16 protein-coding genes are annotated in these 15,444 nt (G+C 72.0%); 8 read left to right on the top strand and 8 right to left on the bottom strand.

Features of this window, described 5'->3' with window-relative positions:
- Nucleotides 1-9 precede the first annotated feature (9 nt).
- The 6 genes from ACWC0C_RS03105 (at nt 10) to ACWC0C_RS03080 (ending at nt 4,607) form a co-directional block, all read left to right on the top strand.
- A complete protein-coding gene (locus ACWC0C_RS03105; RefSeq protein WP_449200738.1) occupies nt 10-675 on the top strand; it encodes an amino acid ABC transporter permease in 666 nt (221 codons plus the stop codon).
- Nucleotides 672-1,583, top strand: coding sequence for an amino acid ABC transporter permease (locus tag ACWC0C_RS03100; protein ID WP_450861186.1), 912 nt, complete (start codon nt 672-674; stop codon nt 1,581-1,583). The genes ACWC0C_RS03105 and ACWC0C_RS03100 overlap by 4 nt, the downstream gene beginning before the upstream one ends.
- Before the next feature lie 178 nt (nt 1,584-1,761).
- Nucleotides 1,762-3,384: an FAD-dependent monooxygenase gene (locus ACWC0C_RS03095; protein WP_450861184.1), complete on the top strand. Its 1,623-nt coding sequence runs from the start codon at nt 1,762-1,764 to the stop codon at nt 3,382-3,384.
- A 76-nt stretch (nt 3,385-3,460) separates the two neighbouring features.
- Nucleotides 3,461-3,547, top strand: a complete 87-nt coding sequence (locus ACWC0C_RS03090) for a putative leader peptide (protein WP_313960178.1) — start codon at nt 3,461-3,463, stop codon at nt 3,545-3,547.
- 77 nt (nt 3,548-3,624) lie between these two features.
- The gene (locus tag ACWC0C_RS03085) at nt 3,625-4,158 is read left to right on the top strand and encodes a cysteine dioxygenase (protein ID WP_450861182.1); all 534 of its coding nucleotides are present in this window, start codon (nt 3,625-3,627) and stop codon (nt 4,156-4,158) included.
- Nucleotides 4,159-4,196: 38 nt separating this feature from the next.
- A complete protein-coding gene (locus ACWC0C_RS03080; protein ID WP_450861706.1) occupies nt 4,197-4,607 on the top strand; it encodes a rhodanese-like domain-containing protein in 411 nt (136 codons plus the stop codon).
- A gap of 99 nt (nt 4,608-4,706) precedes the next feature.
- On the opposite strand, the gene ACWC0C_RS03075 is transcribed toward ACWC0C_RS03080, so the two are convergent.
- The 3 genes from ACWC0C_RS03075 to recA all read right to left on the bottom strand — a co-directional run bounded on the left by ACWC0C_RS03075 (nt 4,707) and on the right by recA (nt 9,448).
- Nucleotides 4,707-7,235, bottom strand: a complete 2,529-nt coding sequence (locus tag ACWC0C_RS03075; protein ID WP_450861180.1) for an ABC transporter permease — start codon at nt 7,233-7,235, stop codon at nt 4,707-4,709.
- A 215-nt stretch (nt 7,236-7,450) separates the two neighbouring features.
- Entirely contained in the window at nt 7,451-8,317 is an 867-nt protein-coding gene (recX, locus tag ACWC0C_RS03070) for a recombination regulator RecX (RefSeq protein WP_450861178.1), read from the bottom strand.
- A gap of 3 nt (nt 8,318-8,320) precedes the next feature.
- Nucleotides 8,321-9,448, bottom strand: a complete 1,128-nt coding sequence (gene recA / locus ACWC0C_RS03065; RefSeq protein WP_069778386.1) for a recombinase RecA — start codon at nt 9,446-9,448, stop codon at nt 8,321-8,323.
- Nucleotides 9,449-9,718: 270 nt separating this feature from the next.
- Between recA and ACWC0C_RS03060 the strand changes: the two genes are divergently transcribed.
- On the top strand, nt 9,719-10,465 hold the full coding sequence (locus ACWC0C_RS03060) for a hypothetical protein (protein WP_450861176.1): 747 nt from the start codon (nt 9,719-9,721) through the stop codon (nt 10,463-10,465).
- Nucleotides 10,466-10,560: 95 nt separating this feature from the next.
- Here the strand turns inward: ACWC0C_RS03060 and ACWC0C_RS03055 are convergent, their stop codons facing one another.
- A complete protein-coding gene (locus ACWC0C_RS03055) occupies nt 10,561-11,805 on the bottom strand; it encodes an AI-2E family transporter (RefSeq protein ID WP_450861174.1) in 1,245 nt (414 codons plus the stop codon).
- 115 nt (nt 11,806-11,920) lie between these two features.
- Entirely contained in the window at nt 11,921-12,115 is a 195-nt protein-coding gene (locus ACWC0C_RS03050) for a DUF3046 domain-containing protein (RefSeq protein WP_449200747.1), read from the bottom strand.
- Between the two features lie 80 nt (nt 12,116-12,195).
- Here ACWC0C_RS03050 and ACWC0C_RS03045 point away from each other — a divergent pair, with 80 nt between their 5' ends.
- On the top strand, nt 12,196-13,170 hold the full coding sequence (locus ACWC0C_RS03045) for a hypothetical protein (RefSeq protein ID WP_450861172.1): 975 nt from the start codon (nt 12,196-12,198) through the stop codon (nt 13,168-13,170).
- 52 nt (nt 13,171-13,222) lie between these two features.
- On the opposite strand, the gene ACWC0C_RS03040 is transcribed toward ACWC0C_RS03045, so the two are convergent.
- From ACWC0C_RS03040 to ACWC0C_RS03030, 3 genes are read right to left on the bottom strand one after another with little or no spacing between them, the layout of a single operon-like run.
- Complete coding sequence (locus tag ACWC0C_RS03040; RefSeq protein WP_450861170.1) at nt 13,223-13,531, bottom strand: AzlD domain-containing protein; 309 nt, start codon at nt 13,529-13,531, stop codon at nt 13,223-13,225.
- Nucleotides 13,528-14,376, bottom strand: coding sequence for an AzlC family ABC transporter permease (locus ACWC0C_RS03035; protein WP_450861168.1), 849 nt, complete (start codon nt 14,374-14,376; stop codon nt 13,528-13,530). Before ACWC0C_RS03035 ends, ACWC0C_RS03040 begins: the two co-directional genes overlap by 4 nt.
- 23 nt (nt 14,377-14,399) lie before the next feature.
- Nucleotides 14,400-15,380: an AraC family transcriptional regulator gene (locus ACWC0C_RS03030; RefSeq protein WP_450861166.1), complete on the bottom strand. Its 981-nt coding sequence runs from the start codon at nt 15,378-15,380 to the stop codon at nt 14,400-14,402.
- Nucleotides 15,381-15,444: the final 64 nt, after the last annotated feature.

The raw sequence follows: 15,444 nt of genomic DNA, 5'->3' as shown, positions 1-15,444 counted from the left end.
CGGGAGATCGTGTTCGACTTTCTTGACAAGTACGACGTGCTGGGCGCCTTCTGGACGACAGTGCAGCTGACACTGCTGTCCGCCGTCGGCTCCCTGGTCTGGGGCACTCTGCTGGCCGCCATGCGGGTCGGCCCGGTGCCGCTGATGCGCGGTTTCGGCACCGCCTACGTGAACATCGTGCGGAATATCCCGCTCACGGTGATCATCCTGTTCGCCTCCCTCGGCCTGCACGACACGCTGGGCGTCTCCCTGGGTTCGGACAACGTCGACGTGTTCACCTTCCGGCTGGCCGTCCTCGGTCTGATCGTCTACACGTCGGCTTTCGTCTGCGAAGCGATCCGCTCCGGCATCAACACGGTGCCGGTCGGCCAGGCGGAGGCCGCCCGTGCCATCGGCCTGAGCTTTACCCAGGTGCTGTTCCTGATCGTGCTGCCGCAGGCCTTCCGCGCTGCCGTCCTCCCGCTGACCAACGTGCTGATCGCGTTGACGAAGAACACGACGGTGGCAGCCGCGATCGGCGTGGCGGAAGCGGCGCTCCTGATGAAGAAGATGGTGGAGAACGAGGCGCAGCTGCTGCCGATCTCCGCGGTCATCGCCTTCGGGTTCTGCTGCCTGACCCTGCCGACGGGTCTGATCCTCGGATGGGTGAGCAAGAAGGTGGCGGTGAAGCGATGAGTTCGATCCTCTACGACGCCCAGGGCCCCCGCGCCAAGCGGCGCAACGTCCTGTACACGGCGGGCTTCCTCGTCGTCCTCGCGGCCGTCCTGTGGTGGGTGTACAAGGCCCTGGACGACAAGGGCCAGCTGGACTGGGTGCTGTGGAAGCCGTTCTTCAGCGGCACCGAGGCGTACTCGACGTACATCTGGCCCGGCCTGCAGAACACCCTGAAGGCGGCGGCACTGGCGATGCTCATCGCGCTGCCGCTGGGTGCCGTCCTCGGTATCGCCCGGCTCTCGGACCACGTGTGGGTACGCGTCCCGGCCACGATCGTGGTCGAGTTCTTCCGCGCGATCCCGGTACTGGTCCTGATGATCTTCGGCAACGAGCTGTACAGCCAGTACACCGACGTCACGTCCGACGACCGCCCGCTGTACGCGGTCGTGACCGGTCTGGTGCTGTACAACGCGTCGGTGCTCGCCGAGATCGTCCGCGCGGGCATCCTCGCTCTGCCGAAGGGCCAGTCCGAGGCGGCCATGGCCATCGGCCTGCGCAAGGGTCAGGTGATGCGGCTCATCCTGCTGCCGCAGGCGGTCACCGCGATGCTCCCGGCGATCGTCAGCCAGCTGGTGGTCATCGTGAAGGACACCGCGCTCGGTGGCGCCGTCCTCACCTTCCCCGAGCTGCTCGCCTCGGCGAACACGATGAGCGGCTACTACGGCGCCAACACCATCGCCTCCTTCACGGTGGTGGCCGTGATCTTCGTGGCCATCAACTTCTCCCTGACCTCGTTCGCGAGCTGGCTGGAGGGCCGGCTGCGGCGCGGCAAGAAGTCGACCGGGGCGGTGCTCGGGGCCCAGGACGTGCCGGACATCGCGGGTACTGCGGCAACCGGAGACGGCGTCGGCGCCGGTCGCATCGTCTGATAGACCGTCACATCACCTGTATGGCTCGCGGAGGCAGTGGCCTGATCGCCACTGCCTCCGGTCGCTTGACGCAAACTCTGCCAATGGGTTGCATACGTTCTGTGATCGTGCACCCCGCTCCCCCTTCCTGTTCACTTGTCTCCGTCAGGGCATCGTCACGGGCAGGGGGCGCCGCGTCATGGACCCGGTGATCATCGTCGGAGCGGGGCCCGTCGGGCTCACGCTCGCCCTGGCGCTGGCCCGCCAGGAGGTGCCGTCCGTCGTCCTGGACGAGGGCCCCGGCAAGGACGAACCCCGCCCGGCGCGCACCGTCGTCCTGCGCGAGGACACGGCCGCCCTGCTGGAACGGCTGACCGGAGTGGCGCTCGGTGAGCAGGGGGTGCGCTGGGCCGGCTGGCGGTCGGTCAGGCGCAAGCAGGTGATGAACGAGATCACCTTCGGCGAGGACGATCCCGCCGCCCCGCTGCACATCGCCCAGCACGTCGTCACGGGCGCCCTGCGTGCGGCCATCGCCGACGAGCCGCTGGTGCGGATCGCCTCGAACAGCCGTCTGGACTCGATCGAGCAGGAGCGTTCCGGCGTCGCCGCGCACACCCGGGGCGCGAACGGCACCTGGTGGCGCGGCAGTTATCTGGTCGGCTGCGACGGACCGCGCTCCATCGTGCGCAAACTCCAGGACATCCGCTTCCCGGGCCGTACGGCGGTGGAGCGGCACGCGGTCGCCGCGCTGCGCGGGGAACTTCCCTGGGAGGGCCGTGCGTTGCTCCATCGGATGCCGCCGTGGCGGCAGTCCGGGCCCTCGGCCGTGGAGGTGACCGCCCGCCCCCTCCCGGACGGCGTGTGGCGCCTGGACTGGCTGCTGCCACCGGGCAAGGATCTGGTCACGCCCGAGATCCTGGTGGCCCGGATCCGCGAGACGCTCGCGGGCTGGACGGGCGGCGCCACACCGGCGTACGAGCTGCTCGACACCGGTGTCCACACGGTGCACCACCGGCTGGCCCGCCGGTGGCGCGCCGGCCGGGTCTTCCTCGCCGGGGACGCGGCCCATCTGCTCGGCGCGCTCGGCACCCAGGGGCTGGACGAGGGCCTCAGGGACGCCGACAACCTCGCCTGGAAGCTGGGCCCTGCCTGGCATCACGGCCCGCACGAGGCGCTGCTGGACAGCTACCAGGCCGAGCGGCGCGCGGCGGTCGCCGCCCGGCTGCGCGCCGCCGACCAGGCGCTTCCGCTGCTGCGCGGCTCCGGCGGGCTGCGCCAGATGGTCCCGGGCACGGCACGGGGCCATGACGCGCTGCTCACCGACGGTCACCTGGGGCGGGGCCCGCTCGGCACGCCGGTGGCGTACGCCGACTCGCCGCTCGCGCCCCGGCATCTGGAGGGCGTGATCCCGGTCGGCACCCCGTCCGGCGCACCGGTCACGGACGTGCGGGTCACCGCGGAGGATGGTTCCTTCGTCCAACTGCGCGATCGGCTCGGCCGCGGCGCCCTGCTCGTCCTGCTGATCGCACCGGGCACGGGAGTGTGGGCCCGCAAGCACTGGGTGTCCGCCGGGATCATGCCCCGGCTCGCGGCGGCCGTGAGCGCGCTGCCGTACCCCGCCGAACTGCTGGTCGCCGAGAGCTACCCGGGTGCGCCGGCGCACAGCGTGCTGCTCGTGCGCCCCGACGGGCATCTGGTCACCGCGCTGAGCGGGGTCCGTCCGACCGATCTGTACGCGGCGGCGGAGGCGACGGTGGGCGGCGCCGTGAAGAAGGAGGAGGCGGAGGCGGAGGCGGCACAGGCAGCCTCCGGCGCCCGCTGACCCGGGGGCCGTCACCCTCCGTCCACATGGTGACGGTGAGTTGACCTGAGTACACCGGCGTGCTGTACTCCGGACCATGACCGACACCTGCGTACGCCTATGGCGGAGGGTCCACATGGACCTCGTCCGCTATGCGGGCTGCGTGTGTCGCCCGTCCTGCTGAATTCGCATTCCTCTTCCTGTCCGGGCGCCGCAGTGCGCCCGTTCCGCGAACCCTCTTCAGGCTTCAGGACGGTGTACGTGTCTGTCTCCCCTGCTCCCGTGTCCCCTGCCGTCGGCTCGCCGCCCACTCAGGCAGACCTCCTCGATTTCGTACGGCGCACGGCCGCCGACGCCGGGCTGATCGCCTCACTCCCGCTCGACCCGCAGGGCCGCACCTGGGTGCGGATCGAAGGTCCGGGTGGCAGCGAGGCGTGGCTGATCGGCTGGCCGCCCGGCACCGGCACCGGCTGGCACGACCATGCCGACTCGGTCGGCGCCTTCTTCACGGCCTCCGGTGTCCTCAAGGAGTACTCGCTCGCCGCTCGGCTGCCGACCGACGGCTGGAAGACCCTGGAACTCACCGAGGACATGGACCGCGAACGCCGGCTGCCCGTCGGCGAGGGCCGCGCCTTCGGCCGCCACCATGTCCACGAGGTCCTCAACCAGTCCCGTGACGAGCACGCGATCTCCGTGCACGCCTACTACCCGCCGCTGCCGCGCATCCGCCGCTACAGTCGCAGCGGTCAGGTCCTGCGCCTGGAGCAGGTTGAACGCCCGGAGGACTGGCAGTGAGCGCCGCGGAGCAGACGCCGGCAGGCAGCACACCGAGTGTGGCAGGCGTGGGTGAGGGGCCGGTCGGCATCGACGAGGTGCTGGAGCGGGTGCGCGCGGGCTACCGGCGCATTGAGGCACCCGAGGCGCACGAGACGGCGCGGACCGGCGAGGCGCTGCTGGTCGACATCCGGTATGCGGCCCTGCGCGAGCGGGACGGGCTGATCCCCGGCGCTCTCGTCGTCGAGCGCAACGAACTGGAGTGGCGCCTCGATCCCCAGGGCAGCCACCGTGTCCCCGAGGCCACCGGCCACGACCTGCGCGTCGTGGTGATCTGCAACGAGGGCTACGCCTCCAGCCTCGCGGTCGCCTCCCTCCGTCAGCTGGGCCTGCACCGGGCCACGGACCTCGTGGGCGGCTTCCAGGCATGGCGGGCGGAGGGCTTCCCGGTGGAGCCGGCGACGCCCTGACCCGGAACGGCCCGGCAGGCCTGGGCGGCGATACGGCACGGGGGCGCACGAAACCCCCGTGCCGGGCACGGGGGTTCAGCCGCGTTCCTTTCGTGGTTGCTACTCCTTCGCCGTGGCCACCGTCACCGCTCGCACCCGCAGCGCCGCGCGCCCGGGAACGGCGCTGGCCACGAGCGCGAGGAGACCGGCGATCCCGACGACGGTGACGTAGAGCAGGGGCGTGACCGAGGGTGCCGCCCGGCCCGTCATCCCGACGCTGAACGCGGTGAGCACGGCGAGTGCGATACCGCTGCCGAGCGAGGTGGCGAGGAACAGGACGGACAGCGCCTCGGTCCGCAGCATGCGCAGCACCTGACGGCGGGTCGCGCCGGCGAGGCGGAGCAGGGCGAACTCACGGACACGCTCCGCGACCGACATGGCCAGCGTGTTGACGACCGCGATGGCGGTGAAGGCCAGCACCAGCCCCATGGCGAGATAGTTGACCTCGGCGTTCGTCTGCTGCCGCTCGGCCTGCAGGGTGTCGGCGTCGGCCGGCGAAAGAATCCGCAGCCCCGGGAACTCACGGAGTGTAGTCGCGAGTTGTGTCTGTGTACGGGTTGAGCTGACGAGGACGGAGGAGGCGAGCGGGTTGTCGACGTGGCGGGCGATGAGGTCGTGGGCGAAGGTGAGGTCGCCGAAGCCGAGACCCCGGGCATAGACGGCGGCGACGGTGAATGTGGCGGGCGTCCCGTCGCCAAGGGTGAGTTTCAGGGTGCTGCCGGGCTTCAAGTGATGCTGGTCCGCGGCCAGTTGACTGACGGCGATCGAGCGGGGGCCGAGCCGGTCGAGGGAGCCGGCGGTGACCTGGGGGTCCCAGGTGCGGGTCAGGCCTGCCGGGGTGACGCCCTGCGCGGGGTACTTGTCGAGGCCGACGCGGACGGTCGTGCGGACGACTTCGGTGACGGTGTCGTGCCGCGCGCGCAGCCGCTGTGCCGCCTCAGCGGGGACGCCGGGGCCCTGTGCGGCGACGACCCAGTCGGCCCGTACGCCGTCACGGGCCTGGCGGCGGGCGGCGTCGCCGAGGGTGGACTGGACGAACAGGACGGTGCAGGTCATGCCGACGAGCAGGGTGAGGGGGGTGACGACGGAGGCCATACGGGCGGCGTTGCCGCGCAGGTTGGCGGTGGCGAGACGGCCGCCGTGACCGGTGAGCCGGAGCGGGCCGGCGAGCAGCAGTGCGGCCGCCCTGACCAGCAGGGGACCGAGCAAGGCGACGGAGGTGGACAGGACGACGACGGCGAGGAAGGTCACGGGAGTCGAGGCGGGCTCGGTGCGCAGGGAGGTGAGGAGGACGACGAGGACGACTCCGCCGGCGAGAAGCAGCAGTCCGGCGACGATCCGGCCCCAGGCGGGACGGGTTCGCTCGGTCCTGGCCTCGGCCAGGGCCTCGGCCGGGCGGATCCGGGCGATCCTGCGGGAGGCGATCCGGGCCGCGGCCCAGGCGCCGAGCAGGGTGGCGGCCAGGGCGGCGAGCGGCGGGAAGACACTGACGGTCGGCTCGAGCGTGGCGGGTACGGCGCCGAGAGCGACGAACCTGGAGTGCAGCCAGCCACCCAGCGGCAGCCCGAGCAGCGCGCCCACGGTGCCTGCCGCCGCGCCGACGATCAGTGCCTCCCGGCCGAGCAGCTTGCGGATCTGTCCGGATGTGGCGGCGATGGCGCGGAGCAGGGCGAGTTCGCGGTGGCGCTGTTGCACGGTGAGCGCGAAGGTGCCGACGACCACGAGCACCGCCACCAGCAGCGAGGTCCCGCCCATGGCACCGCCCATGCTGACCAGCCGGATGCGGGCGGCAGCCGCCTCCAGGAACTCGACGGGCCCGCGGGCGTCTCCGGTGCTGACCTGGGCGGTGGTGCCGTGCAGCGCCTGCCCCACGGCCTCGCGCACCCGCTCGGGGTCCGTCCCCTTCAGGGGCAGCACGCCGAACGCGCTGACCTGCCCCGGGTGCGCGGCCAGCCGGCGGGCCTCGGTGGCGGAGAAGAACAGGGACGTCTGGTGGCGTACGGCGGTGGCCGGGGCGGCGATACCGGTGATGCGGTAACTGCGCGGAGCCTGCGTGGACTGCACGGTGAGCCGGTCACCGGGCCGCAGCCGGGCCCGTGCGGCGAGGTCGCTGTCGATGACCAGGTCGCCGTCGGACCTGGGCGCGCTGCCCGTGGTCAGCCGGTACGGCGTCAACACGGCGGAGTCCCAGGCGTGCCCGTATGGGGTACGGCCGCCGGTGCCGGCCGACGTCAACGGCTGGGCGAGGAAGGTGAGTTCGGGCACGACCCGGGCCACGCCGGGGACGTGGGCGAGTCTGGTGCGCAGCCGCTCGGAGAGCCAGGCGCGTTCGGCGATGGGTTTCGCCTTGTGCTTGACCTTGGTCTTGCCCTTCTTGTGTTTGACGGTGGTCTGGTGGACGTACTGGTCGCCGGAGACCACGACGGGAGCGGCGGCGTAGCGCTCGGTGCGGATGGTGCCGCGCAGGCCGGTGTCGAGGAGGGTGCCGCACGCGGTGATCAGGGCGGCGGCGCACATGAGCGCGAGGAAGGCGCCGAGAAAGCCGGCCTTCCGGGCGCGGACCGTCTGGAGGGCGTATCGCAGCATCATCGGGCGGGCTCTCTTCTGTTGCACGCATCGGCTGGGTCGTACGCGGTCGACCTCGGCGGCTGGGCGTGCCGTGGTCCGGAGCGTGCGTACAGACTCGCCCGCGCGCGGCGGGGAGAGCACTGCGGTGGCCCGGCGTCTTCGGCGGGGGTTAACCCCACTGCGGACGCGGGGAGTTCGCAGAACCCGGCGGCCTCCCCGTCCTGCGCGCCGCCGACTCAGAAGTCCCCTTCGCCGAGGAACTCCGTGTCCTCGCCCTCTTCCTCCAGGGCCTGGCGGACGACACGCAGGGCCATGCCCTCGGGGTAGCCCTTGCGGGCGAGCATCCCGGCGAGGCGGCGGAGCCGCTTGTCGCGGTCGAGGCCACGGGTGGCGCGCAGTTTGCGGGCGACGAGCTCGCGGGCCGTCGCCTCCTCCTGCTCGGAGTCGAGCTGGGAGACGGCCTCGTCGATCAGCGCCGAGTCGACCCCCTTGGTGCGCAGCTCCTGGGCGAGCGCCCGGCGCGCGAGTCCCCGGCCATGGTGCCGGGACTCCACCCAGGCGTCCGCGAACGCGCTGTCGTCGATCAGCCCGACCTCCTCGAACCGCGACAGCACCTCCTCGGCCACGGCCTCGGGGATCTCCCGCTTGCGCAGGGCGTCCGCGAGTTGCTTGCGGGTGCGCGGGGTCCCGGTGAGCAGGCGCAGGCAGATCGCCCGTGCCCGCTCAGCCGGGTCCCCTGAAGACTCCCCCCGCTCGGCCCTCGACGAGGAAGGGGTGCCTTCGTCCTCACCGGGCGCGTCCCCGAAGCCGCGCCGTCTCCTGCCGCGCCCCCGGCCGCCCCGCGGGCCGAGGCCACCGCCGGAGCCACGGCCGGGCGCGCCACCCCCGTACGCGTCGTCCGTGTCGCCCGGGTGAGCACCGCCGTCGTCCGCGTATCCCCCGGTTCCGCGGTACTCGCCGTGCCCGTCGTGACCCTCGTGACCGTCGTCCGGGTATCCGCCGTCACCGGCCGGGGTGGAGTCCGGGCAGCCTCCGGTGCCCCTCCCCCGTGGGGCGCCGGGGGTGGCGTACTCGTACTCGGCCCAGTCGGTTCGTCGCGTCACGGGTCAGCTCTTGGCTGCGGCGGCCTTGGGCTTGGTGGCCTTGGCGGCTGCCGGGGCGGGCGCCGTCTTGGCGTCGTCGGCGGCCGCGGTGGTGACCGCCGCGTCCGCGCCCGGCTCGGCGGCGGGCTCCTCCGGCCGGACACCGACGCCCAGCTTCTCCTTGATCTTCTTCTCGATCTCGTTGGCCAGGTCGGGGTTGTCCTTGAGGAAGTTGCGCGCGTTCTCCTTGCCCTGGCCGAGCTGGTCGCCCTCGTACGTGTACCAGGCGCCGGCCTTGCGGACGAAGCCGTGCTCCACGCCCATGTCGATCAGGCCGCCCTCACGGCTGATGCCCTGGCCGTAGAGGATGTCGAACTCGGCCTGCTTGAAGGGCGGCGCGACCTTGTTCTTGACGACCTTGCAGCGGGTGCGGTTGCCGACCGCCTCCGTGCCGTCCTTCAGGGTCTCGATGCGGCGGATGTCGATGCGCACCGAGGCGTAGAACTTCAGCGCGCGGCCACCGGTCGTGGTCTCCGGGGAGCCGAACATCACGCCGATCTTCTCGCGGAGCTGGTTGATGAAGATCGCGGTGGTCTTGGACTGGTTGAGCGCGCTGGTGATCTTCCGAAGCGCCTGGCTCATCAGACGGGCCTGCAGACCGACGTGGCTGTCGCCCATCTCGCCCTCGATCTCCGCGCGCGGGACGAGCGCGGCGACGGAGTCGATGACGATCAGGTCGAGGGCGCCGGAGCGGACCAGCATGTCCACGATCTCCAGGGCCTGCTCGCCGTTGTCGGGCTGGGAGAGGATCAGGTTGTCGATGTCGACGCCCAGCTTGCGCGCGTACTCGGGGTCGAGGGCGTGCTCCGCGTCAACGAAGGCGACCTGGCCGCCGGCCTTCTGGGCGTTGGCCACGGCGTGCAGGGTCAGTGTGGTCTTACCGGAGGATTCCGGTCCGTAGATCTCCACGACACGGCCGCGCGGCAGGCCGCCGACGCCGAGAGCCACGTCCAGTGCGGTCGACCCGGTCGGGATGACCTCGATGGGCTCCTTCGACCGCTCGCCCATGCGCATGACCGCGCCTTTGCCGAATTGCCGTTCAATCTGCGCGAGCGCGGCGTCGAGCGCCTTCTCGCGGTCGGTTCCTGCCATGGGTTCCACCCGGTTTGCTTGAGTCGATCGCTTCACGTCAAAGACGCTAACGCCTGCCACTGACAATGCGCCCCGACGCAGGCCCAGCCTGTGGATAACTACGGGACTTCCTCCAGCAAAACGGGACGAAATCCACTCCTCACAACCTCGCCTGAGCCTCCATGAGAATGGATGTTCGATTTTGGTGTCAAGCGCTACTCCCGGCGCCGTACGGCGGGTGCCTTCTGCCGCACGACGACCGCGAAGGATCGGTCCCGGCAGCCTTGGCCCATGAAGAATCCGCGCGCCGTCGACCGCCTCTGTCATGCGACGGGGCTGCTCCTCGTGCTGTCCGGTCTCGCGCACCTGGTGGTGTTCGCGGTCGACGGCGGCCCCTGGGACGGTCCCGTCTCGTGGCGCAAGCCCATCACCTTCGGGCTCTCCTTCGGGCTGACGCTGATCGCGATCACCTGGGTCACGTCGTATCTGGGTGTCGGCCCGCGACTGCGCTCGGCCCTGCTGCTCGTCTTCGCCGCCGACTGCGTGGTGGAGGTCGGCGGGATCACCCTCCAGGCGTGGCGCCGGGTGCCCTCGCACCTGAACATGGAGACCCCCTTCGACACGGCGGTGTCCATGACGCTCGCGGTGGGCGGCGGCGTCCTGGTCGCCCTGCTCACGGTCTTCGCCGTCGCATCCTTCCGGCACCGGCCGCAGGGCCCCGCCGGCATGCCGCTCGCGGTCCGCTCCGGGTTCGCGATCCTGCTGGTGGCACTGGCCTCCGGGGCGGCGATGATCGCGCGCGGGATCGTGCTGACCAGGACCGGCCACCAGGAGGCCGCCTACCACTCGACGGCCCCGCTCAAGCCCCTGCACGGCGTGAGCCTGCACGCCGTACTCGTCCTGCCCGCACTGGCCTGGCTCTTGTCCCGCTCGCCTTGGACCGAGCGGACCCGCCGACGGATCGTGGCCACAGCGGTCGGCTGCTACGCGGCGGCGGTCGCCGGGACGGGGGCGTGGGCCGTGCTGACGTACCGCTGACAGGGCGACGGGGCGCGAGCAGCGAGCAGTGAGCCCGTCCTACCACGGCCTACGGGACACCCTCGGCGCCGTCTTCGAGGCGCACCCGCTACGCCCTAGGACTCCTCCGGCTCGGGCTGCCCTGCGCGCGCCCGGCGTATGCGCGCCAGAATCCCGGGACCGCCCGGGCTCCGGCTCCGGTGTCCGTGCACCCTCGGGTCGTCCGTGACGGCGTACCGCTTCACATACGCCCCGAGGAAGGCCTGGAGGGTGGCGACCGCCGGGATGGCGATCAGCGCGCCGACGGCGCCCAGCAGCGCGGTGCCCGCGATGACCGAGCCGAAGGCGACCGCGGGGTGGATGTCGACGGTCCTCGCGGTCAGCTTGGGCTGGAGCATGTAGTTCTCGAACTGCTGGTAGACCACGACGAAGACCAGCACCCACACCGCGTACCAGGGGTTGACGGTGAACGCGATCAGCATCGGCAGCGCGCCCGCGAGGTACGTGCCGATGGTCGGGATGAACTGCGAGACCAGGCCCACCCAGACGCCGAGCACGGGCGCGTACGGCACGCCCAGCGCCTGGAGCAGGATGTAGTGGGCGATGCCGGAGATGAGCGCCATCAGGCCGCGCGAGTAGAGGTAGCCGCCCGTCTTGTCGACGGCGATCTCCCAGGCGCGCAGCACCTCGGCCTGCCGTGCGGGAGGCAGCACGGAACACAGGGCGCGGCGCAGCCGGGGGCCGTCGGCGGCGAAGTAGAACGAGAACAGCCCCACTGTCAGCGTCTGGAACAGTCCGCCGAGCACCTGCGCGGAGACGTCGAGGACACCGGCGGCGCTGCTCTGTGCGTACTTGCGCAGCCAGTCGGAGTGGAGCAGGCCCTCCTGGATGTCCACGGGCCGGAGGTCCGTGTGGAAGGTCTCATTGATCCAGTTGATCAGCGAGTCGAGGTAGCCCGGGAAGCCCTCGACCATCTTGATGATCTGGCCGGCCAGCATGGAGCCGAGCAGGGTGACGAATCCGGCGGCGGCGATCGTCAACCCGAGGAAGACCAGGAAGGTGGCGAGCCCCCGGCGCATGCCGCGCGCTGCCATCCGGCTCACTGCGGGCTCGATCGCGAGGGCCAGGAAGAACGCGATCAATATGTTGATCAATAGCCCGGTCAGCTGGTGGAAGGCCCAGCTGCCGAGCTGGAACGCGGCGATCAGCGCGAGCGCGAGCACCATGGCGCGCGGCAGCCAGCGCGGCATGCGGGCGGCCGGAGCGACGGCGCCGGTGACCGGTGGCCGGTCGGGCGTTGTCGTGCCGGTCGGTGCCGCGGCCCGGGTCAGCTGCTCGTTGTCCTCGTCAGTGGGTGCCACGCGCCAAGTCTCGCCCACGCCACCGACAACCGGCGCCCACCTGCGATCTTCGTGACCGATCGGTGCCGTAGGACCGATCTCTTCACGGACGGATCGGGATGTTCCGGGCGGCGCGTCAGTGTCGCTCGCCGGGCACGTTCATCACCGTGCAGACCACGCGCCACACGTCCTTCGCGTCCCAGCCGGCGTTCAGCGCCTCGTGCACCGTGCGCCCGCCGAGCTCCGACATGACGTGATCGCGTGCGAAGGTGTCGGCGTACCCCGGACCGAAGTGTTCCGCCATCCGCTGCCAGAAGACCGTCAACCGCATGACTCCAGTATCCCGCCCCTGGGGGTGGGCCCCGGCCGGGACCGCTCGCCGAGACCGCTTTCCGTCCTACGGTCTGACGCATGGCCGAAACAGGAGCTCCCCCACTCCCTTCCACGTCCCCGGCGCGTTCCCCGCTCTTCCGCGCCGAGCAGTTCGTGTGGCTCACCGCGCGCGTGCTGGAGCAGCGCCTCTTCGCGTACCTCTTCCTGCACGGCACTCCGGACACGGTGGAAGCGGCGCTGGACGCCTACCGCAACGAGGACGGCGGGTACGGGCACGCGCTGGAGCCCGATCTCCGCGGCCCGGTGAGCCAGCCGCTGCACACCGCGCACGCGTTGCGCGTCCTGGATGCCGTCGGGCGCTGCGGCGGGCAGCGCGTCGAGCGCGTGTGCCGCTATCTGACCTCGATCTCCACCCCGGACGGCGCCCTGCCGGCCGTCCATCCCAGCCAGCGCGGGTATCCGGCGGCTCCGTTCGTCCCGGTCGTCGACGATCCGCCCAGCGATCTGCTCGTCACCGGTCCGGTGGTCGGGCTGCTGCACCGCAACGAGGTGTGGCACGCCTGGCTCTTCCGGGCCACCGACTTCTGCTGGCAGGCCGTGGAGTCCCTGGAGAAGTCCCACCCGTACGAGGTGGAGGCCGCCGTGGCCTTTCTGGACTCCGCTCCCGACCGCCCGCGCGCGGAGGCCGCCGCGGACCGGCTCGGCCGTATGGTGCGGGAGCAGCGGCTCGCGGCGCTGGACCCGGACCGGCTCGACGCCTGGCCCGTCGCGTCCGGCTACGCCCCGGGCGAGCACCACTTCCCGCACGACTTCGCCAGGAACCCGGAGTCACTCGCGCGCGCGTGGTTCACGGACGACGAGATGGCACGCTCCCTGGACCACCTGACCGCCGAGCAGCAGGACGACGGCGGCTGGCCGATCCTCCCCCACGGCCTGAAGCGTGGGTGGTACCCCCAGCGCCGGTGGGCACCGGCCCCGGCACTGGAATCACGCCCCCTGGTGACGATCGAGGCACTGCGCACACTGCGGGCCTACGGCCGCTTCGTGGGCTGAGCGGGAGCCGGACACGGTGCGGCCGGCTCCGCGGTCTCGCATCGGTCCCGCATCACCCTCCGAGAGCCCGTACGCCCGCCGTCACCACCACGGCAGACGCCACGACCAACAGGAACGGCGCGCGCAGCACCAGTGCCACGGCGGCCGCGCCGAGCCCGGCGACCCGCGCGTCCAGCACGAGCGCGTGCCCGTCGGCGAACGTCTGCTGAGCCGTGAGCGCGGCGAGGAGGGCGACGGGCAGCAGGGCGGCGAGCCGCCGCACGAACGGCCGCTCCATGGCGCCCGCGGGCACCAGCAGTCCGGCGAGCTTGACGGCGTAGCAGCCGAGGGCGGTCAAGCCGATCGCGATCCAGGTGTTCACCGGCCCTCCTCCGACTCCGTCGATCCGTCAGTCGGTCCACCGGTCGATCCCTCCACCGCGCGGGACACCGGTGGTGCGCCGGGCTCCGGTGGTGCGCCCTGCTCCTCCGTACCGCCGACGTCCGGGCGGTCCCGCCCCGCGCGGCGGCCCTCGGCGACTAGGGCGATCGGTGCGGCCAGTGCCGCCACCAGGACCGGGACGCCGGCCGGCAGGAAGGGCAGCAGGCCGAGACCCAGCAGGACCGCGAGGCCCGCGACCGCGCGCTCGGTGGTCGTCTTCAGCATCGGCGCGAGCAGGACCAGGAACACGGCGGGCCCGGCGGCGTCCAGGCCCCACGCGCGCGTGTCGCCGATGGCCTTGGCACCGAGCGCGCCGAGCAACGTGGTGAGGTTCCAGAGCACGTACAGCGTGAGCCCGGTGACGGCGAAGCCGATGCGCCGGGCACGCCGGGTCGGCTGTGCCAGGGTGACCGCCGTGGTCTCGTCGATCACCCACTGGGCGGCGAACGGCCGTACCGCGTGCGGGAGGGCAAGCAGCTGCGACAACCGCAGCCCGTAGAAGGCGTTGCGCACGCCGAGGAAGAAGGCGCCGGCGGCCGCCGTGAACGGGCCGCCTCCGGCGGCGAGCGCTCCGACCAGGGCGAACTGGGAGGCGCCGGTGAAGACCAGGAGGCTGAGCGCGCAGGTCTGGAGCAGTCCGAGCCCGCTGCCGGCCGAGGTCACCCCGAACGCGAATCCGGACAGTCCCACGGCGACGCCGACGCCGAGGGCGTCCCGTACGACCGCCCTGTCGGGCTTTTCCGCGTCGTCGGCGGTCATGTCCGCCAGTGCTGTCTGCTGCGCCACGCCCGTGACGGTACGGGCGTCCCTCAGTCCGGGTCTTGTACGTTTTTGCGCCCACGGACGTTCTTGCGCCCACGCGCGTTCTTCGGCTCGTCCACGCTTCTGCGCTCGCGCTGGTAGGCCCCCGGGGGCACACCGACGATGCGGGTGAAGTGCCGGTTGAGATGGGGCTGGTCGGTGAAGCCGACGGCCACAGCCGCCTCGGCGGGCGGCGATCCCGCGTCCAGCAGGTGCCGCGCGCGGCGGACTCGGGCATCGGTCAGCCACGTGTGCGGCGGCATGCCGTAGGCGTCACGGAACGCCCGCAGCAGGGCGAACGGGCTGGTGCCGAGGTCCGCGGCGAGCCGTTCCAGGGTCGGTGGCTTGGCCATCCGCTCGTCCAGCACGGCACGCGCGCGTGCCGCGACACCCGCTCCGGCCGTGCGGATCGGCCGCTGGGGCAGCGGGCCGCCGTTGAGCCGCAGCAGCCTGGTGACGGCGACCCGCAGCAGCGTGTCGGCGGCCAGCGCGTTGCCCTCGTCGGCGGCGCGGAGCACTTGGTGGACGAGGCGGACGGTGTAGGGGTCGTCGAGGACGGGGCTGACGAAGCCCGGGGTGCCCCGGATGGTGGTGGTCTCGGCCGCGATCGCGGCGACCACCTCGGGCGAGGGGTAGACCGCGCCGTACCGCCAGCCCTCGGGGACGCCGGCGCGACCGGTGTGCGCGGTGTCGGGGTTGACCAGGGCGAGGGCTCCGGCGGGCACGTACACGTCGGAGCCGCGGTGGTGGAAGACCTCGGCCCCGTCGGCTATGGCCGCGATCACGAAGTGCTCGTGGGTGTGCCGGACGAAGGTCTTGCGGATGTACCGGGCCCGCAGTAGGTCCACGCCCGGCAGGTCGTCGTACCGCCAGTGCCGCGCACGCTCCACCGGCCGGCGCCCGCCTGCCTCCCCACCCGTCCCGCCGCCCGTCTGCAAGCCCCTCTCCCCGGCCGCCCGTTCCTCGTCCCGCCGAGCTCCACCCGCCATACGCCCATTCTCCGTCTTCCCCCGCGACCGGCTCCCGCCTCCTCCCCGCCGCACGACGTTTTCC

The organism is Streptomyces sp. NPDC001709 (assembly GCF_053596375.1).
This window is presented reverse-complemented; position numbering and strand designations above follow the sequence as displayed.